Source organism: Stenotrophomonas sp. YJH_SMC_40 (assembly GCF_059368615.1).
This window is the reverse complement of sequence record NZ_JCAFRX010000002.1, coordinates 320,203-339,116: the sequence shown is the minus strand read 5'-3', so window position 1 is coordinate 339,116 and position 18,914 is coordinate 320,203. Positions and strand designations below refer to the sequence as shown.

The 18,914-nt window shown below is 66.7% G+C and carries 18 protein-coding genes; 9 read left to right on the top strand and 9 right to left on the bottom strand.

Annotated elements, in window-relative coordinates; genetic code table 11:
* The first annotated feature begins 20 nt into the window (after positions 1-20).
* Positions 21-1,214 carry a pyridoxal phosphate-dependent aminotransferase gene (locus AC5P6X_RS04555; RefSeq protein ID WP_172963545.1) on the top strand — a complete coding sequence of 398 codons (1,194 nt, stop codon included), beginning with the start codon at positions 21-23 and terminating at the stop codon, positions 1,212-1,214.
* Positions 1,215-1,341: 127 nt separating this feature from the next.
* Here AC5P6X_RS04555 and AC5P6X_RS04550 read toward each other — a convergent pair whose 3' ends face one another.
* Together AC5P6X_RS04550 and AC5P6X_RS04545 are read right to left on the bottom strand one after the other, a co-directional pair.
* A complete protein-coding gene (locus AC5P6X_RS04550) occupies positions 1,342-3,438 on the bottom strand; it encodes a prolyl oligopeptidase family serine peptidase (RefSeq protein WP_164222975.1) in 2,097 nt (698 codons plus the stop codon).
* Between the two features lie 69 nt (positions 3,439-3,507).
* Positions 3,508-3,834: a hypothetical protein gene (locus tag AC5P6X_RS04545; protein ID WP_099605136.1), complete on the bottom strand. Its 327-nt coding sequence runs from the start codon at positions 3,832-3,834 to the stop codon at positions 3,508-3,510.
* A gap of 128 nt (positions 3,835-3,962) precedes the next feature.
* On the opposite strand from AC5P6X_RS04545, the gene AC5P6X_RS04540 reads away from it, so the two are divergent.
* Complete coding sequence (locus AC5P6X_RS04540; protein WP_005411103.1) at positions 3,963-4,565, top strand: lipocalin family protein; 603 nt, start codon at positions 3,963-3,965, stop codon at positions 4,563-4,565.
* A gap of 70 nt (positions 4,566-4,635) precedes the next feature.
* On the opposite strand, the gene AC5P6X_RS04535 is transcribed toward AC5P6X_RS04540, so the two are convergent.
* The 3 genes from AC5P6X_RS04535 to AC5P6X_RS04525 all read right to left on the bottom strand — a co-directional run bounded on the left by AC5P6X_RS04535 (position 4,636) and on the right by AC5P6X_RS04525 (position 7,427).
* Positions 4,636-5,325 carry a methionine ABC transporter permease gene (locus AC5P6X_RS04535; RefSeq protein ID WP_005411104.1) on the bottom strand — a complete coding sequence of 230 codons (690 nt, stop codon included), beginning with the start codon at positions 5,323-5,325 and terminating at the stop codon, positions 4,636-4,638.
* The gene (locus AC5P6X_RS04530) at positions 5,322-6,329 is read right to left on the bottom strand and encodes a methionine ABC transporter ATP-binding protein (RefSeq protein ID WP_123959042.1); all 1,008 of its coding nucleotides are present in this window, start codon (positions 6,327-6,329) and stop codon (positions 5,322-5,324) included. The genes AC5P6X_RS04535 and AC5P6X_RS04530 overlap by 4 nt, the downstream gene beginning before the upstream one ends.
* Positions 6,330-6,530: 201 nt before the next feature.
* Complete coding sequence (locus tag AC5P6X_RS04525) at positions 6,531-7,427, bottom strand: DMT family transporter (protein ID WP_005411106.1); 897 nt, start codon at positions 7,425-7,427, stop codon at positions 6,531-6,533.
* 126 nt (positions 7,428-7,553) lie between these two features.
* Here AC5P6X_RS04525 and AC5P6X_RS04520 point away from each other — a divergent pair, with 126 nt between their 5' ends.
* From AC5P6X_RS04520 to AC5P6X_RS04510, 3 genes are all read left to right on the top strand, one after another.
* On the top strand, positions 7,554-8,036 hold the full coding sequence (locus tag AC5P6X_RS04520; protein WP_005411107.1) for a YajQ family cyclic di-GMP-binding protein: 483 nt from the start codon (positions 7,554-7,556) through the stop codon (positions 8,034-8,036).
* A 101-nt stretch (positions 8,037-8,137) separates the two neighbouring features.
* On the top strand, positions 8,138-8,704 hold the full coding sequence (locus AC5P6X_RS04515; RefSeq protein ID WP_024957065.1) for a DUF1415 domain-containing protein: 567 nt from the start codon (positions 8,138-8,140) through the stop codon (positions 8,702-8,704).
* A complete protein-coding gene (locus AC5P6X_RS04510; RefSeq protein WP_012481308.1) occupies positions 8,701-9,504 on the top strand; it encodes an SDR family oxidoreductase in 804 nt (267 codons plus the stop codon). The genes AC5P6X_RS04515 and AC5P6X_RS04510 overlap by 4 nt, the downstream gene beginning before the upstream one ends.
* Positions 9,505-9,607: 103 nt before the next feature.
* Here the strand turns inward: AC5P6X_RS04510 and AC5P6X_RS04505 are convergent, their stop codons facing one another.
* A complete protein-coding gene (locus tag AC5P6X_RS04505) occupies positions 9,608-11,638 on the bottom strand; it encodes a M3 family metallopeptidase (protein ID WP_123959044.1) in 2,031 nt (676 codons plus the stop codon).
* A 170-nt stretch (positions 11,639-11,808) separates the two neighbouring features.
* On the opposite strand from AC5P6X_RS04505, the gene AC5P6X_RS04500 reads away from it, so the two are divergent.
* Entirely contained in the window at positions 11,809-12,213 is a 405-nt protein-coding gene (locus tag AC5P6X_RS04500; protein ID WP_005411111.1) for a hypothetical protein, read from the top strand.
* Positions 12,214-12,351: 138 nt separating this feature from the next.
* Here AC5P6X_RS04500 and AC5P6X_RS04495 read toward each other — a convergent pair whose 3' ends face one another.
* Positions 12,352-13,464: a PLP-dependent cysteine synthase family protein gene (locus AC5P6X_RS04495; RefSeq protein WP_049450416.1), complete on the bottom strand. Its 1,113-nt coding sequence runs from the start codon at positions 13,462-13,464 to the stop codon at positions 12,352-12,354.
* A 125-nt stretch (positions 13,465-13,589) separates the two neighbouring features.
* Here AC5P6X_RS04495 and gloA point away from each other — a divergent pair, with 125 nt between their 5' ends.
* Both gloA and AC5P6X_RS04485 read left to right on the top strand, forming a co-directional pair.
* Positions 13,590-14,108, top strand: a complete 519-nt coding sequence (gloA, locus tag AC5P6X_RS04490; RefSeq protein ID WP_099605171.1) for a lactoylglutathione lyase — start codon at positions 13,590-13,592, stop codon at positions 14,106-14,108.
* A 94-nt stretch (positions 14,109-14,202) separates the two neighbouring features.
* Complete coding sequence (locus AC5P6X_RS04485) at positions 14,203-14,631, top strand: VOC family protein (protein ID WP_005414534.1); 429 nt, start codon at positions 14,203-14,205, stop codon at positions 14,629-14,631.
* A 67-nt stretch (positions 14,632-14,698) separates the two neighbouring features.
* Here AC5P6X_RS04485 and AC5P6X_RS04480 read toward each other — a convergent pair whose 3' ends face one another.
* Positions 14,699-15,130, bottom strand: coding sequence for a CBS domain-containing protein (locus AC5P6X_RS04480; protein WP_005411115.1), 432 nt, complete (start codon positions 15,128-15,130; stop codon positions 14,699-14,701).
* A 445-nt stretch (positions 15,131-15,575) separates the two neighbouring features.
* Positions 15,576-17,414 carry a glutamine--fructose-6-phosphate transaminase (isomerizing) gene (gene glmS, locus AC5P6X_RS04475; RefSeq protein WP_049450412.1) on the bottom strand — a complete coding sequence of 613 codons (1,839 nt, stop codon included), beginning with the start codon at positions 17,412-17,414 and terminating at the stop codon, positions 15,576-15,578.
* Between the two features lie 203 nt (positions 17,415-17,617).
* Here glmS and AC5P6X_RS04470 point away from each other — a divergent pair, with 203 nt between their 5' ends.
* Positions 17,618-18,895 carry an efflux RND transporter periplasmic adaptor subunit gene (locus AC5P6X_RS04470; protein ID WP_123959048.1) on the top strand — a complete coding sequence of 426 codons (1,278 nt, stop codon included), beginning with the start codon at positions 17,618-17,620 and terminating at the stop codon, positions 18,893-18,895.
* The last annotated feature ends 19 nt before the right edge of the window (positions 18,896-18,914 follow it).

The window sequence follows — 18,914 nt, the reverse complement described above, 5'->3', positions numbered from 1 at the left end:
CGCGGCGTACCATGGGCTGCATGAGTACCCTGCCCCATACGCCGGGCTACAGCCGGCGCAGCCATGAAATCGCTCCGTTCCACGTGATGTCCCTGCTGGCCCGCGCGCAAGCGCTGGAACAGGCCGGCCACGACGTGATCCACCTGGAAATCGGCGAACCGGACTTCACCACCGCCGAACCGATCGTGCGTGCCGGCCAGGCCGCATTGGCCGCCGGCCATACCCGCTACACCGCCGCACGTGGCCTGCCCGCCCTGCGCCAGGCGATCAGCGGCTTCTATCGCAGCCACTACGGGCTGGACGTCGACCCCGAACGCATCCTGGTCACCCCCGGCGGCTCCGGTGCGCTGCTGCTGGCCAGCAGCCTGCTGGTCGATCCCGGCCGCCACTGGCTGCTGGCCGACCCTGGTTATCCGTGCAACCGCCACTTCCTGCGCCTCGTTGAAGGCGGCGCACAGCTGGTGCCGGTCGGCCCGGACACTGCCTACCAGCTCACACCGTCGCTGGTGGAACAGCATTGGAATGCCGACAGCGTCGGCGCGCTGGTTGCCTCACCGGCCAACCCGACCGGCACCGTGCTCTCCGCCGACGAACTGGCCGCCCTGTCGAAGACCCTGCACGCGCGCGGTGGTCACCTGGTGGTGGACGAGATCTACCACGGCCTCACCTATGGCCTGGATGCACCCAGCGTGCTGCAGGTGGATGACAGCGCATTCGTGCTGAACAGCTTTTCCAAATACTTCGGCATGACCGGTTGGCGGCTGGGCTGGCTGGTGGCACCGCCAGCAGCCGTGCCGGACCTGGAGAAACTCGCGCAGAACCTGTACATCAGCGCGTCGAGCATCGCCCAGCATGCCGCGCTCGCCTGCTTCAGCGCGGAGTCGATGGCGATCTTCGAGCGGCGTCGCGAAGCGTTCCGCCAGCGCCGCGACTTCCTGCTGCCCGCGCTGCGCGAGCTGGGCTTCCGCATCGAAGTCGAGCCGCAGGGTGCGTTCTACCTGTACGCCGATGTCAGCGCATTCACCGATGACGCACAGGCGTTCTGCGCCCATTTCCTGGAAACCGAGCACGTGGCATTCACGCCCGGGCTGGATTTCGGCTTCCATCGCGCCAACCAGCACGTGCGCCTGGCCTATACCCAGGAAGTGCCGCGGTTGCAGGAGGCGGTGGCACGGATCGCGCGTGGGTTGCAGCGTTGGCAGGGATCACGTTGACGGTAGTGCCGGCCGCTGGCCGGCAACCCGGGAATGCGTGAATGATGCGGTTGCCGGCCAGCGGCCGGCACTACCGGATAAAGAAAAACGCCGCCCTGGGGCGGCGTTTTCCGTTCTGCCTGTCTGCTTACTTACCGCCCAACCGCTCCCACAGGAAGCTGTAGGCCAGCGCCGACATGTGTGCGGCCTGCGCGTTGTTGGCTGCACCGCCGTGGCCACCTTCGATGTTCTCGTAGTAGGTCACGTCCTTGCCGGCGTCGATCATCTTCGCCGCCATCTTGCGGGCGTGGCCCGGGTGCACGCGGTCATCTCGGGTGGAGGTGGTGAACAGCACCGGCGGGTACTTCTTCTTCGCGTCGAACAGGTGGTACGGCGAGAAGGTCTTGATGAACGCCCAGTCGCTGGTATCCGGGTTGCCGTACTCGGCCATCCACGAGGCACCGGCCAGCAGATGGCTGTAGCGCTTCATGTCCAGCAGCGGCACCTGCACCACCACCGCACCGAACAGTTCCGGGTACTGGGTCAGCATGTTGCCGGTCAGCAGGCCACCGTTGCTGCCGCCCTGCACGCCCAGGTGACTGGCGCTGGTGATCTTGCGCTTGACCAGATCGCGTGCCACCGCGGCCATGTCTTCATAGGCCTTGTGGCGGTTCTGCTTCAGCGCCGCCTGGTGCCAGCGTGGGCCGTATTCGCCGCCGCCACGGATGTTGGCAACCACGTACACGCCGCCCTTTTCCAGCCAGGCGCGGCCCATGCCACCGGAGTAGCCCGGGGTCAGCGAGATCTCGAAACCACCGTAACCGTACAGCAGGGTCGGGTTGGAACCGTCCAGCTTCATCGCCTTGTCGTGCACCACGAAGTACGGCACGCGGGTGCCGTCCTTGCTGGTGGCGAAGTGCTGCTCGATCACCTTGCCCTTGGCATCGAAGAAGGCCGGCATGGTCTTCAGCGTTTCCGGGGCCTGCCCGATCTCGGCCAGCGCCAGAGTGGTCGGGGTCAGGTAGTCGGTGGCGGTCAGCCACACCGCGTCGCTGTCGTTGCTGTCGACAGCAGCCACGCCCAGCGTGCCGAAGGCCGGCGCGCCAACGAAGCGGCTGGTCTGCCAGCCATTGGCGCCCGGGGTCAGCACCGACAGGCGGTTCTTGACGTCATCCAGCACGTTCAGCACCAGGTGGCTCTTGGTCCAGGTGGCGCTGGCCAGCGAGGTGGTCGCGGTCGGGGTGAACAGCACGTCGAAGTCACGCTTGCCGGCCAGGAAGTCATCCAGCCTGGTCGCCAGCAGCGAACCGGACGCATAGGTCTTGCCACCCACGGTCCACGGATCACGCAGCTCCAGGGTCAGCCACTGCTTGTGCAGGCCCTTCTCGGCCGAGTTCGGCGCATCGATCTTGGTCAGCGTGCCATCGTCGCCACGCAGGTAGATCTCGTTGTTGTAGAACGCCAGCGTGCGGCTGACCAGGTTGCGCTCGAAGCCCGGGGTGTCATCGTGCATCGCCGCGATGTACATGTCTTCCGGCTTGCCTTCATACACCACGCTGGCGGAGGCCATCGGCGTACCACGCTTCCACAGCTTGGCCACGCGCGGGTAGCCGGAGGTGGTCATCGAGCCGGCACCGAAGTCGGTGTAGACGAATACGGTGTCGCGATCGATCCAGTTCAGGCCGCCCTTCGACTCCGGACGGAAGAAGCCGTCCTTGATCCAGGTCTTGTTGGCCAGGTCGAACTCGCGGGTCACGTCGGCGTCGGCACCACCGCGCGACAGCGCGATCAGGCAGCGGCTGTAATCCGGGCGCAGGCAGTCGGCGCCGTGCCAGACCCAGTTCTCGCCCTCGGCCTTGTTCAGGGCATCGAGGTCAAGCACGGTCTCCCACTGCGGCGAGGCCTTGCGGTACTCGGCCAGCGTGGTGCGGCGCCACAGGCCACGCTCGTGCTGCTGGTCCTTCCAGAAGTTGTAATAGTAGTCACCGATCTTCTGCACGGCGGGAATCTTGGCATCGGAGTCGAGCACCTCGCGGATGCTGGTCTCCATCTGCTTGAAGGCCGGGGTCTGCGCCAGGCGCGCCTCGGACTTGGCGTTCTGTTCCTTGACCCAGGACAGCGGCTTGTCGCCGGTGACGTCCTCCAGCCAGGCGTAGCGATCGGTGTCTTCAGCAGCCACGGCGGTCCCCACCGAGGCAGCGGTCATCATGCCAGCCAGCAGGCAGGCGGAAGCGAGTCGAGACATTGCAGCTCCAGGCAGTCATAAGCCGTGGAACGCTAGCACGGATCGCTGCAGCCGCCCCCGTGTCGAAGGTCAGGCCGTGGCCGTAGCGCGGCGGCCACGGCGGGGCGTCCCGGCGGTGCGACGATGTGCCTGTCCACCGGTGCGACGGGCCAGCCGCAGCCACGACAGGCGCGGCACAGGGAAGCGCAGCAGCGCCCACCAGGCCACCAGCGGCATGCCCACCAGCCACATCGGCAGCCAGCCCAGCCAAGCGTTGCTGCCGCGCGCGGCTGGCCAGACCAGTACCAGCGCCAGGCCGGCCAGGGCCACCTGCCGCACGCTGCGCAGCAGGCGCGGATCGGCGCGTTCAATGATGACGCGTTCAGTTGCAGGGCGGCGGACGGAACGTGCGTTCATGGGGCTTCTCCGGTGGACAATGCAACACAGCTTGGGCAAGGCCCTTCTCACAGGTTGCGACACCATTGACGGATCGCGCACGCTCAGTCGACCATGCTCAGGCAAAGCCCTCCTGAGCCCGCTCCCGCATGACTTCGATCCGCCCGCTCTGCGCCATGCTGTTGGCCCTGTCCCTGGCGGGCCCCGCCGTGGCCGCCAGTGAGCCGCCATCGCCCCGCGCCAGCACCCCGCGCGCGACCGACCCGGATGCGCCGATCGACCTGAAGCGCTTCATGGGCACCTGGTACGTGATCGGCCGCGTGCCGAACTTCATCGAACGTGGCCATGTGGCCAGCGTCAACGACTACGAACTGCGGGACGAGCACAAGGTCGGCATCACCTACCGCTACCGTGATGGCTTCGGCGAACCGCTGCAGGAAGTGCGTGCCCGCGCCAGCGTCGACCCGGACAGCGGCAACCACGGCTGGCGCACCTGGTTCTACCGCGTCGTGCCTACCCATTCGCGGGTGCTGGAAGTGGCACCGGATTACTCGTGGGCACTGATCGGTTACCCGGGCCGCGAGATGGCCTGGATCTTCTCGCGTACGCCGGACATGGACAAAGCCCTGTACAAGGAGCTGGCCGAACGCCTGCGTGACGAGTACGGGGTGAACACCGACAAGCTCAAGCGCGTGCCGCAGCACCCGGAGCAGGTCGGGAAGCTGGGTTACGAAGTACCGAACGTGCGTTGACCGCACGTGGGATTGCCGGCCAGCGGCCGGCACTACCCAAACGAGATGCCGGGCGCCGCCCGGCATTCTGTTATCTGCGGCTGTAATGCGCGACCAGGCGGTCGCCAAGCATCTGCAGCAGCTGCACCAGGATCAGCAGCAGGACCACGGTGACCAGCGCCACGTCGGTGTGCGAGCGCTGGTAGCCGTCGCGGAACGCCAGGTCGCCAAGGCCACCGGAGCCGATCGCACCGCCCATCGCGGTGAAGCCGATCAGCGCGACGGTGGTGACCGTTGCGCCAGCGATCAGGCCCGGGCGCGCTTCCGGCAGCAGCACGCGGGTGACCAGCTGCCAGGTGGTGGCTCCCATCGCCTGGGTCGCTTCGATCACGCCACGGTCCACTTCGCGCAGTGCGGTCTCGACCAGGCGCGCGTAGAACGGCGCGGCACCGATGACCAGCGGCACGATCGCACCGCGTACACCCAGCGACGTCCCCATCAGGAACAGGGTGACCGGGATCAGCACGATCATCAGGATGATGAAAGGCACCGAGCGCAGCAGGTTCACCACCAGCGCCAGCACGCCATAGGCGAACGGACGGCGCTTCATCTGCGGTGCACCGAACAGGTAAAGCAGCACGCCCAGCGGCAGGCCGATGGCCAGGGTCAGCGGCAGCGAACCGAGCAGCATCAGCAGGGTGTCGATGGTGGCCTGGCCGATGTCGGCCCACTTGCCCGCGTCCAGGTGGCGGAAGAATCCGCCGGCAGTAGCGATGATCATCGACGCAGCTCCTCAACATGCACGCCGGCGGCCACGAACGCGGCCTGCGCGGCGGACTGGTCGCCGCCCACCAGGGCGACCACCAGCTGGCCATACGGGGTGTCCTTGATCCGGTCGATGCGACCGGACAGGATGTTGTAGTCGACCCCGGTCTCGCGCGCGACGCGGCCGAGCAGGGGTTCGTAGGTGTCGCCACCGAGGAAGGTCAGGCGCACGATGCGGCCACCGACGGCATCGAAATCGCGGTGCAGCGTGCCCTCGTCCACATGCTCCGATTCGCTGACGAAACGGCGCGTGGTCGGGTGCTGCGGGTGCAGGAACACCCGGGTGACCGGACCGGTTTCGACCATCTGGCCGGCATCGAGCACCGCAACGCGGTCGCAGACACGGCGGATCACGTCCATCTCGTGGGTGATCAGCACGATGGTCAGGCCCAGCTCGCAATTGATCTTCGACAGCAGCGACAGCACCGAAGCGGTGGTCTGCGGGTCGAGCGCACTGGTGGCCTCGTCGCACAGCAGGATCTGCGGACGGGTCGCTAGCGCGCGGGCGATGCCGACGCGCTGCTTCTGGCCACCGGACAGCTGCGCCGGATACTTCTGCGCATGCGCTTCGAGGCCCACGGTCTGCAGCAGCTCGGCCACGCGCGCGTCGATCTCCGCCTTCGGCGTGCCGGCCAGTTCCAGCGGGAAGGCGACATTGCCAGCCACCGTGCGCGAGGACAGCAGGTTGAAGTGCTGGAAGATCATGCCGATGCGCCGGCGCAGCGCGCGCAGGCCGTCCGCGTCCAGCGCGGTGACATCCTCACCGCCGATCAGCAGCCGGCCACCACTGGGTTCTTCCAGGCGGTTGATCATGCGGATCAGTGTCGACTTGCCGGCGCCGGAATGGCCGATGATGCCGAACACCTCACCGGCCTCGATGGTCAGGTCCAACGGTTGCAGCGCGCTGACTTCGCGGCCGGCAACGGCATAGGATTTGTGCAGGCGCTGGAACTCGATCACGGGCGTGGCTCACCGGCTGGGTGACGGAAGGGGGCGTGCAGCCTACCAGCGCAGGCGGTCGCGCGCCCGCGCCATGGCCCAGAATGTTATTCCTTTTGGTTCTAAGAAACTGTCCCCGGTAGTGCCGGCCGCTGGCCGGCACCTGCAGCGGTCCCTCCGGCGCAAGGGGTTGCCGGCCAGCGGCCGGCACTACCCCCGGGCTCAGGGATGATCCAGCGGCTTCGGCGGTTCCTGCCGGTTTACTCGCTCGCGATGCAGCAGGTACAGCCCCGAGGCGACGATGATCGCCGCGCCCACCCAGGTATAGCCGTCCGGCAGCTGGCCCCAGAAGGCCAGATCCCAGCCGATCACCCAGACCAGGCCGCTGTACTCCAGCGGCGCGATCATCGAGGCCTCGCCCAGCTGGAAGGCCTTGGTCAGGGCAATCTGGCCCAGCGCCCCGGCCAGGCCCATGCCAGCAATCAAAGGCGCGTGTGCCAGCTGCAGCGGTACCCAGCCGGGAATGGCGAGCAGGCCGGCGCCGATGGCCATGATCACCAGGAACCAGACCACCATCGACTGCGAGGTATCGGTGCGGGTCAGCAGGCTGACCGTGATCGCCGCCACGGCATAGGCCGTTGCCGCCGCCAGCACCATCAGGCCGGGCACCGAGATGAAGCCATCCACGCCCGGCCGCAGCACCACCAGCACGCCCACCAGGCCAATGCCGATGGCGACCCAGCGCCGCGGCCCGACCCGCTCGCCCAGCAACGGCACCGACAGCGCGGCGATCAGCAGCGGGGCAACGAAGTAGATGGTGTAGGCGGTGGACAGCGGCAGGTCGCGCAGGGCGAACACGAAGCAGCCGATCATCGCCATGCCCAACGCGCCACGCAGCAGGTGCAGGCCCCAGCGCCGCGGCACCAGCGAACGTGGGCCGGCACTGACCAGCACCCACACCAGCACGAACGGCAACGAGGCCGCACCACGCAGGAAAGTCACTTCCAGGGTGGGATAGCTGGCCGACAGCTGCTTCATGCCAGCGTCCATCAGCGAGAAACAGGCGACCGCAGCGACCATCCAGGCCACCGCACGCGAAGGGGAGCGTTGCACGTTCATGGCCCATTATCGCCGACCGCACCAGATTGTAGGGCGGCCGCCGAGCATGGGCCGGGCTCCACAGAAAGCGGGCACGCGGGCCGGCACGATAGAATGATCGCCACTGAAACCTGCGGAGCACCGCCCATGCCTTCCTTCGACGTCGTGTCCGAAGTCGACACCCACGAGCTGACCAACGCCATCGACCAGGCCAACCGCGAACTGGCCACCCGCTTCGACTTCAAGGGCGTGGACGCAAAGTTCGAGCGCGACGGCGATGTCATCAATCAGTTCGCGCCGACCGAATTCCAGCTCAAGCAGATGAACGACATCCTGCGTGCTCGCCTGGCCGCGCGCGGCATCGACGTGCTCAGCCTGGAGTTCGGCGACATCGAGACCAACCTGGCCCAGGCCCGGCAGAAGATCACCGTCAAGCAGGGCATCGAGCAGAAGATCGCCAAGAAGATCGCGGCGGCCCTGAAGGACGCCAAGCTGAAGGTGGAAAGCCAGATCAACGGCGACAAGCTGCGCGTGCAGGGCAAGAAGCGCGATGACCTGCAGGACGCCATCGCCGTGCTCAAGGCCGGCAAGTTCGAGCTGCCGCTGCAGTTCAACAATTTCCGCGACTGAGCCACCTGCCGGGAATCCCCCGGCGCTGCCAGCCGCAGGTACGACGGCGCGTTGCCAGCGACGCGCCTACAATGTCGGCCCCGCCAGCCGACGTGCCCGCCATGACCGATTCCGACCTGTCCACCGATGACCCGATCGCCGCCACCCGCCTGTGGCTGGAGCGCATCGTCATCGGCCTGAACCTGTGCCCGTTCGCCAAGGCGGTATACGTGAAGGACCAGGTCCGCATCGTGCTCAGCGATGCGACCACGACAGAAGCGCTGGTTGAACAGCTGGCCGAGGAGCTGGTGCTGCTGCGCGACACGCCGGCCGAGCAGATCGACACGACGCTGATCGTGCATCCGCAGGTGCTGACCGATTTCCTCGACTACAACGACTTCCTCGACAACGCAGATGCGGCGATCGAGGCACTGGACCTGCAGGGGATCCTGCAGGTGGCCAGCTTCCATCCGGATTACCAGTTCGAGGGCGTGGCCGCCGACGACGCCAGCAACTACACCAACCGCGCGCCCTTCCCCACCCTGCACCTGCTGCGCGAAGACAGCGTGGCGCGCGCGGTGGATGTGTATCCGGACCCGGACGTGATCGTCGAGCGCAACATCCAGACCCTGGACCGCATCGGCGTGGACGGCTGGCATCGTCGCCTGCGCGGCGAAGACCTGACGTGAGCACGGTGCCGCCGATTGCCGCATGGCCGGCCGCGCCACTGTCGGGCAAGGTGGTGCTGGTCACCGGCGGCGCCAACGGCATCGGTCGCGGTATTGCCCAGGCTGTGCTCGGTGCCGGCGGACGCGTGCTGATCGGCGACCTGGACAGGGAGGCCGGCCAAGCCTGCCTGGACGAATGGCAGCGCGGTGAGGATGCCGCGTTCCAGCGTTTGGACATCACCGACGAAGCCAGCGTGCGCGACTTCATCGCCGAGGCGCTGCAGCGTTTCGGACACATCGACGGGCTGGTCAACAATGCCGGCATCGCCGGGCCGCACGGCACGCGGCTGCAGGACATGGACTGGCACGAATGGCAACGCCGGCTGTCGTCGCTGCATGGCGCCTTCCTGTGCAGCAAGCACGCGCTGCCGGCGCTGACGGACAGTGCTGCGGGCGCGATCATCAACATCGCCTCCACCCGCGCCTGGCAATCCGAAGCGCACAGCGAGGCCTATGCGGCGGCCAAGGGTGGCCTGGTGGCCTTCACCCATGCGCTGGCGATCAGCGCCGGCCCGGCGGTGCGGGTGAACAGCATCAGCCCCGGATGGGTCGGTACCACTGCGTGGCAGGCACCCTCACGGCGCCATGAACCAGAGTACTCGGCCATCGACCACGCACAGCATCCAGTCGGCCGGGTCGGCCGCCCTGAAGATATCGGTGCACTGGCGGTGTACCTGCTGTCGTCGCTGTCCGGTTTCAGCACCGGCCAGGACTTCATCGTCGACGGCGGCATGACCCGGAAGATGATCTACGCCGAATGACCGGTCTTCGGTGGTGCCGGCCGCTGGCCGGCATTCCGGTAGATCCACGCCATGCGTGGATGGCGGTGAAGTGCCAACCAGGGTTGGCACCCACCACAACGGTTTACGCCATGCCCGAGTGGCGCAGCAGCGCGTCGATCTGCGGCGCGCGCCCACGGAAGGCCTTGAAGTTCTCCGCCGCCGGGCGGCTGCCACCGCGCGACAGGATCTCATCGCGGAAGCGTGCACCGGTCTCGGCCAGTGCCTGCGGCGCTTCCTCGAACGCCGCATAGGCGTCGGCACTGAGCACTTCGGCCCACTTGTAGCTGTAGTAGCCGGCGGCGTAACCGCCCGCGAAGATGTGGCTGAACTGGTGCGGGAAGCGGTTCCAGGCCGGCGGATGGTTCACCGCCACCTCCGCACGCACGCGATCGAGCAGCGCCAGCACGCTGTCCTGCGCCGGTTCGAACTGACTGTGCAACAGCATGTCGAACAGGCCGAACTCAAGCTGGCGCACCGTGGCCATGCCGCTGTGGAAGTTGCGCGCGGCCAGCATGCGCTCGTACAGCCCGCGCGGCAGCGGTTCGCCCGTGTCCACGTGCGCGGTCATGGCCTGCAGGTGCTCCCACTCCCAGCAGAAGTTCTCCATGAACTGGCTGGGCAGTTCCACTGCATCCCATTCCACGCCATTGATGCCGGCCACGCCCAGCTCACCGATGCGGGTCAGCAGCTGGTGCAGGCCATGGCCCATCTCATGGAACAGCGTGGTCACTTCGTTGTGGCTGAAGGTGGCCGGCTTGCCATTGGCACCGCGGCCGAAGTTGCACACCAGGTAGACCAGCGGCGTCTGCACGCTGCCGTCCGCGCGCACGCGACGGTTGCGGCAATCGTCCATCCACGCGCCGCCACGCTTGCCCTCGCGCGCATACAGGTCCAGATAGAACTGGCCGACCAGCGCGCCCTGCGCATCGACCAGACGGAAGAAGCGCACGTCGTCATGCCACACCGGTGCGCTGTCCTCCTGCACGCGCAGGCCGTACAGCCGCTCGATCACCGAGAACAGGCCGCCCAGCACCTCCGGTTCGGTGAAGTACTGCTTCACTTCCTGTTCGGAATAGCTGTAACGGGCCTGCTTCAGGCGGTCGGCGGCGAACGCCAGGTCCCAGGCCTGCAGGCTGTCGATGCCCAGCTGCTCGCGTGCGAACTGCTCCAGGTCGGCGCGGTCCCTGGCCGCGAACGGCTTGGCGCGCGCGGCCAGGTCACGCAGGAAACCCAGCACTTCGGCCGGGTCCTGCGCCATCTTGGTCGCTACCGAATAATCGCCATACGAATCGAAGCCGAGCAGCGCGGCCAGTTCAGCGCGCAGGGCGAGGATCCGATCGATGTTGCCGCTGTTGTCCAGGGACTCATCGCCGAATTCGGACGCACGCTGTGCGCTGGCGCGGTACAGGATCTCGCGCAGGTCGCGGTCCTCGCCCCAGGTCTGCACCGGCAGGTAGCACGGCATCTGCAGGGTCAGTTTCCAGCCGGCCTTGCCGTCCTTCTGTGCTGCGGCACGCGCGGCGGCCTTCACGTCTTCCGGCAGGCCCTTCAGCCGCGCTTCGTCCTCGATGATCAGCGACCAGGCGTCGGTAGCGTCGAGCACGTTCTGCGAGAACTTCGCCGACAGCGCCGACAGTTCTTCCTTGATCGCCGCGAAGCGCTGCTGCGCCTCCGGCGCCAGCTCGGCACCACCGAGGCGGAAATCGCGCAGGGTGTTGTCCAGCACCTTGCGCTGGGCCGCGTCGAAGCGCGCCGCCTCGGCACTGGCGGCCAGCGTCTGGTACTGCCGGTACAACGCCAGGTTCTGGCCCAGCGCGCTGGCGAAGCGGGTCACCCGCGGCAGGTTGCTGTTGTAGGCCTCACGCAGTTCCGGGGTGTTGACCACGCCCTGCAGGTGGCCGACCAGACCCCAGGCGCGCCACAGGCGCTCGGTGGCGTCATCCAGCGGGGCAACGAAGGTCTGCCAGGTGACCGGCTGCACCTGCTCGGCGGCGCTGACGGCGGCTTCGGCCTCGGCCAGCAGCACGTCCAGCGCCGGCGCCACGTGCTCGGGGCGGATGGCCTCGAAGCGCGGCAGGCCGGAAAAATCGAGCAGGGGGTTGGCAACGGTCACGGCAGATCTCCAGGGTACGGGCCCGGCAGGCGGGCAGCATGCAGGATATGGCGCTGGCAGGCGGGGCTGACAAGGGGGCACGGCCCGGCATTCACGTCGGCCTTACGGTCGCGCACCGAAGCTCTGGCTGCGGGGGAGTCCGCAGCGGTACGCACCGAACGAGGCCCTACATGGAAGGTCTGGCTGCAGTTGCATCCGCCTCACCGGCCCGGTCACTGGCATTGTCCGCCAGCCCGGCCGAACTGACCTGGATCGCCGCATTGTGCGATGCCGGCGATGACGCCCCGCGCCATCTGCAGCAGTTGCAGGCAGTGCTGCAGCAGGGCGGCACGTTCAACGATGCGCAGGAGTGGTACCCGTTCGAGGTGATCGAACGCGGCGCCAGCCAGCTGCGGCTGGGCCATGAGCGCGAGTTCGTGATCTGCGTGCTGCTGTGGCTGCAGGCGCTGGCCCAGGGCCGAGCGAGCATCCTGGACCCGAGCCTGCATCTGGATGATCGCGCGATGGACATCGAGGCCTTGCCCGATGCACTGCGCGACGCGGTGCTGGACGCGTTCACTGCAGCGGGATATTGAGCCGCCCCGGCGACCGGGTAGAGTCGACTGTTAGTCGACTTTCGCGCGCAGCGCGGGATTTTCGCGACCTGAACCTGGAGCAGTCGACTAACAGTCGACTCTACCCAGCCGACACACAGCCGGCCGTGCGTTGCCGCGTTACAACGCTTCCAGGCTGCACCACGGCAATTCGGGCAGTCCCTGCCCGGCCACCGCTGCGGCCAGCTGTGCGTCGGCGCCGTCGACATCGATCCCCATCCGCGCGTACCACGCCGGGTCGTAGTAACTCTGCGCATAGCGCTCGCCGCTGTCGCACAGGATGCTGACGATGCTGCCCTGATGGCCCGCCTCGCGCATCCACTGCGCGGCCTGCAGCACGCCGATGAAGTTGGTCCCGGTCGAGCCGCCGACGCGGCGCCCCAACTGCCGGCTGACATGGCGCATGGCGGCCAGGCTCAGCGCATCGGGCACCTTCACCATCGCATCGACGCTGGTCGGGATGAAACTCGGCTCCACCCGCGGCCGGCCGATGCCTTCCACGCGCGAACCACCGCTGCAGGTCAGCGCGCGCCAGTCCTGTTCACCCGCCACAGCGGCCCTGTAACCATCGAAGAACACCGACACTTCCGGGTCCGCGCACAGGATGCGGGTGTCATGCCGGCGGTAGCTGACATAACGGCCCAACGTGGCTGCGGTACCGCCGGTGCCGGGGCTGCATACGATCCATTCCGGAACCGGGCTGGGCTCTTCGGCCATCTGCTTGAAGATGGACTCGGCGATGTTGTTGTTGGCACGCCAGTCGGTGGCGCGCTCGGCATAGGTGAACTGGTCCATGAAGTGGCCACCGGTTTCACGGGCCAGCTTTTCCGAATCACAGTTGAGGTCGCAGGCACGTTCGACCAGGTGGCAACGGCCGCCGTGGAACTCGATCGCGGCGATCTTTTCAGGCGAGGTGGAGGCCGGGATCACCGCAATGAACGGCAGGCCGAGCAGCCGCGCGAAATAGGCTTCGGACACGGCGGTCGAGCCGCTGGAGGCCTCGATCACCGGACGCCCTTCACGCAACCAGCCATTGGCCAGCGCATACAGGAACAGCGAGCGCGCCAGCCGGTGCTTCAGGCTGCCGGTGGGATGGCTCGACTCATCCTTCAGGTACAGGTCGATGCCCTCGAACCCTGGCAGCGCCAGCGGGATCAGGTGGGTATCGGCGGAACGGTTGAAATCAGCTTCGATCTTGCGGATGGCGGCAGCCACCCATTCACGCTGCGACATGGCGGGCAATCGTTGTCAGGACGGAACGGTGCGATCCGGCCATTGTACGTCGCAGTGCCGCCAGGTGCTGGCCGGTAGAATGGCGCCATCCGGCCGGCAACGGCCCTGTCTGAAGGACCTCCCCCATGACCATTCCCGCCCTGCGCGATGTTCCCGGCGTCGCCGCCCAGGCCCCGGCCGAAACCATCGGCTTCGTGTTCAACCACACCATGCTGCGCGTGAAGGACATTGCCGCTTCGCTGGACTTCTACACCCGCGTGCTCGGCTACCAGCTGATCGACAAGCGCGACTTCCCCGAGGCCCAGTTCAGCCTGTACTTCCTGGCCTACGTGCCCGCTGGCGCCACGGTGCCGGAAGATGACAACGCCCGCCGCCTGTGGATGGCCGGGCTGCCGGGCGTGCTGGAACTGACCCACAACCACGGCACCGAAACCCAGGACGGCGCGGTCTACCACGACGGCAACAGCGACCCGCGCGGCTTCGGCCACATCTGCGTGTCGGTGCCGGACATCGAGGCCGCCTGCCAGCGCTTCGAGGATCTGGGCGTGACCTTCCAGAAGCGCCTGACCGACGGCCGCATGAAGAACCTGGCTTTCATCAAGGACCCGGACGGCTACTGGGTCGAGATCATCGCCAACGTCTGACCCGAAAAGGGGACGGAGGGGATTAAGTCGTTTCTGGCATTATTGGACTGGAAGCGGCTTAATCCCCTCCGTCCCCTTTTTCTGCGAGGTTCGTATGGAAACGATGGAACTGCACCGCGGCCGCCTGATCGACCACATCCAGCTGGTAGTGCGCGATCTGGCGGCCAGTCGCCGCTTCTACCAGGCGGTCTTCGATACGATCGGCATCCCGATCGCCGGTGAAGGCGATGACTACTTCTGGGCCGATGAGCTGTTCATTTCCAGCGCCAGCAGCACGGCCGCCGCCGGCCAGCTGACCGGCCGCCACCATCTGGCCTTCCAGGCCCGCGACAGCGCCACCGTCGATGCCTTCCATACCGCCGCGATCGCCGCCGGCGGCACCGACAACGGCGCGCCCGGTGAACGCCCTTACCACCCGGGCTACTACGGTGCGTTCGTGCTCGACCCGGATGGCAACAACATCGAAGTGGTCTACCACGGCCCAGCCAACTACAGCGCCGACTCGGTGAAGGTCACTTTCTGATTTCACCGATGCCGTGAACGAAGAAGCCGGGCAATGCCCGGCTTCTCTGCTTCCAGCGCTGCAGCCCTCAGTGGGCGGCCATGTAGATGTCCTGCAGCACGGCCTTTTCCAGCTCCAGCTCGCCCAGCAGGTTCTTCACGATGTCGCCCAGGCTGAGGATGCCGACCAGACGAGTGCCTTCGGTGACCATCAGATGACGGCGCCGCGAGTACGTCATCAGCGACATGGCCTGCTTCAGGGTCGCCTCCGGGGCGATGCCCTCCAGGCCGGTGGACGGCAGGCTGGAAATCACCCGGCGGCCGGCCTGCGGGCCGTCGTCGGCCAGGGTACGCACGATGTCCTTCTCGGAAATGATGCCGACCGGGGCATCGTCCTTCATCACCACCAGCGCAGCGATCCTGTTCGCGCTCATCTTGTGGGCGGCGGCACCGATGGTGTCTTCGGCATCGATGGTGATGACAGCTTCTTTCTTGGATTGCAGGAGTTCGCGGACGTTCATTCTTGTTTCCTGGTGCAGGTCACTGGAGTCAAAAAGTGTGCTCTTCCGATACGCCCCCTCCCCGGGAACAGACCTTTCAGCGCACGTCTGGCGCACCCGGCTGCCGCTTGGAATGGATCGGCAGACGACGTGCTGCAACGCGAACGAGGTGGGTTCAACCGCTCAACCCGGACCTCGGTCAAATCGATTCTACGACTGCGACTATCGGTCACTACCGGCATCGATGGGACAGTTCGTCGTGGGAACCAACCGACGATCCAGAGAATGGCACCGCGGCTGAAACCGCCGCTGAATACACGCGATGCCACGCGTTAAAGATTGATTGCCTGCTGCCGACGGTGGACAGAACACCCTGTGGCTGTCCCACTTGCCGCTGCCACCGGCACAAACGAAAGGGGGCCACACGGCCCCCTTCGCTTGCAACCTCCAACCGAGCTGACGGGTGTTACTCCACCGTCACGCTCTTGGCCAGGTTGCGCGGCTTGTCCACGTCGGTGCCGCGCGCCAGCGCGGTGTGGTAGGCCAGCAACTGCACCGGAATGGTGTGCACGATCGGGCTGAGCACGCCGGCATGACGCGGCGTACGGATCACGTGCACGCCTTCGGACTCGTTGAAGTTGCTGTCCTGGTCGGCGAACACGAACAGTTCACCGCCACGCGCGCGCACTTCCTGCATGTTCGACTTCACCTTCTCCAGCAGGCTGTCGTTCGGCGCGATCACCACCACCGGCATGTCCTCGTCCACCAGCGCCAGCGGGCCATGCTTCAGCTCGCCTGCCGGGTAGGCCTCGGCGTGGATGTAGGAGATTTCCTTGAGCTTGAGCGCGCCTTCCAGCGCGATCGGGTAATGCAGGCCACGGCCCAGGAACAGCGCGCTGCTCTTGCGTGCGAAACGCTCGGCCCAGGCAGCGATCTGCGGCTCCATGTTCAATGCGTGCTGCACGCTGCCCGGCAGGAAGCGCAGCTGCTCGAGGTAGTCCGCTTCCTGCGCCGCGTCGATGCGGCCGTGCAGCTTGCCCAGCACCACGGTCAGCTGGAACAGTGCCGCCAGCTGGGTGGTGAAGGCCTTGGTCGAGGCCACGCCGATCTCGGCACCGGCACGGGTATAGCACACCAGTTCGCTGGCGCGCGGAATCGCACTTTCCGGCACGTTGCAGATCGACAGCGTGTGCTTGTGGCCCAGCGACTTGGCGTACTTCAGCGCTTCCAACGTATCCAGCGTTTCGCCGGACTGGGAGATGGTCACGATCAGATGCTTCGGGTTCGCGTAGGCCGCGCGATAGCGGTACTCGCTGGCGATCTCCACGCTGCACGGAAGGCCGGCGATGGCTTCGATCCAGTAGCGCGCGGTCAGGCCGGCGTAGTAGCTGGTGCCGCAGGCGATGATCTGCACGCCTTCAGTGCCCGACAGCACGGCTTCGGCGATCTTGCCGAACAGCCCGGCTGGGAAACCACCGGCGTCGATCGCCGCCTCGATGGTGTCGCCCAGCGCGCGCGGCTGCTCGTGGATCTCCTTCTGCATGAAGTGGCGGTACGGGCCCAGCTCCAGCGATGCCAGCGACACATCGGACAGATGCACGTCGCGCTCGATCGGCCGGTCGTGCTCGTCGAAGATGCGCACGCCATCGCGACGGATCTCGGCGGTATCGCCCTCTTCCAGGAAAATGACCTTGCGGGTGGCCGAGATCACCGCCGAGACGTCGGAGGCAACGAAGTTCTCGCCCTCGCCCAGGCCGATCAGCAGCGGGCAGCCCATCCGCGCGCAGACGAAGCGTTCCGGCTCGGCGCGGCTGACCACGGCCAGTGCGTAGGCACCGGTCAGCTCCTTCACCGTATGCTGCAGCGCCACCAGCAGGTCGTCACCACTCTTCAGGTGATGGTGGATCAGGTGTGCGATGACTTCGGTGTCGGTCTGCGACTCGAAGGTGTAGCCCAGCGCACGCAGCTTCTCGCGCTGCTCTTCGTGGTTCTCGATGATGCCGTTGTGCACCAGCGCCACGCCATGGCTGATGTGCGGATGCGCGTTGGCCTCGGTGACGCCCCCATGGGTGGCCCAGCGGGTGTGGCCGATGCCCAGCACCGCGTTGAAGCCCTCGGCCTCGGCCGCCGTGGCCATTTCCGACACACGACCGGTACGACGCACGCGACGTACATCGCGGCGCTCCCCCTGGTCGATCACCGCGATGCCGGAGGAATCGTAACCACGGTACTCCAGCCGCTTCAGGCCTTCGATCAGCACCGGCACTACGTCGCGATCAGCGATCGCACCCACGATTCCACACATGTCACGCGTTTCCTTGAAGACGATCGTCGCATTCTAGCCTGCGTGCCCGCGCTCCCCCTCCTGTCCGCTTAATGAAAGTGTCCGGAAAGGTGTCCGCGGACACCCGGACACTTCACATCACACCCCAACTCATTGACCCATAAGGAATTAAAGTTGGCACGCTACGTGCTTGGTACTGGCTACCACCGTCAGGCACGCACCCGATGATCCGCGACACTTCCGCCCAGGACCAGATCGTTTCCTCCGCTCCGGCCAGCGCTCCGCGCGCCAACTGGCTCCGTTACCGTTGGCCGGCGCTGGGCACGATCGCCCTGCTCGCCGGCATCGGCTGGGCCGTGCACGCCTGGTCCAACGCCAGCCGCTCCTTCGACAGCAGCCGCGTGCGCATCGCCGAAGTGAAGCGGGGCGACCTGGTCCGTGACATCGCCGCCGACGGCCGCGTGATCGCCGCCAACAGCCCGGTCCTGTATGCCATCTCTGCGGGCACCGTGGACCTGAAGGTGGTCGCCGGTGACGTGGTGAAGAAGGGGCAGGAGCTGGCGATCATCGACAGCCCCGAACTGCGCAGCAAGCTGGCCCAGGAACAGGCCACCCTGGCCGGCCTGGAGGCCGAGGCCAGCCGTGCCGCGCTGGACGCCACCCTGGCCCGCGCCAAGTCGCGCAAGGAAACTGACCAGGCCACCATCGAACGGCAGGCCGCCGACCGCGACCTGCAGCGCTACCAGCGCGGCTACGACGGCGGGGCGGTGCCGCAGATCGACCTGGCCAAGGCCAAGGACTCGCTGAAGAAGGCCGACATCACCCTGGCCAACGCCACCACCGATGCGCGCCTGCAGAGCCAGGGCGCGGACCTGGATGCCCGCAACAAGCGCCTGCTGGCCGATCGCCAGAAGGCGGTGGTGGCCGAAGTACAGCGCCAGGTCGATGCGCTGACGCTGCGTGCCCCGTTCGATGGCCAGGTCGGCCAGGTGCAGGCGGTGCAGTCCACCAACCTGGCCGCCAATGCCCCGGTGCTGGGCGTGGTCGACCTGTCCAAGTTCGAAGTCGAGATCAAGGTGCCGGAGAGCTTCGCCCGCGACCTGGCGATCGGCATGCCGGCACAGCTGACCGGTGGCAACGGCCAGCCGTTCCCGGGTGAGATCAGCGCGGTGTCGCCGGAAGTGGTCAACGGCGAGGTCAATGCCCGCGTGCGCTTTGCCAGCGCGCAGCCGGAAGGCCTGCGCCAGAGCCAGCGGATGTCGGTGCGCGTGCTGCTCGATACCCGCAGGAACGTGCTCAAGGTCGAGCGCGGCCCGTTCGTCGAACAGGGCAATGGCATGGCCTACGTGATGGATGGCCGCACCGCCGTGCGCCGTCCGGTGGAACTGGGCGTCAGCAGCCTGGGCGAAGTGGAAATCAAGTCGGGTGTGCAGCCGGGCGACCGCATCGTGGTCTCCGGCAGCGACCTGTTCAAGGACGCCGAACGCGTCTCCGTCAACTGATACCTGATACCTGAATCCT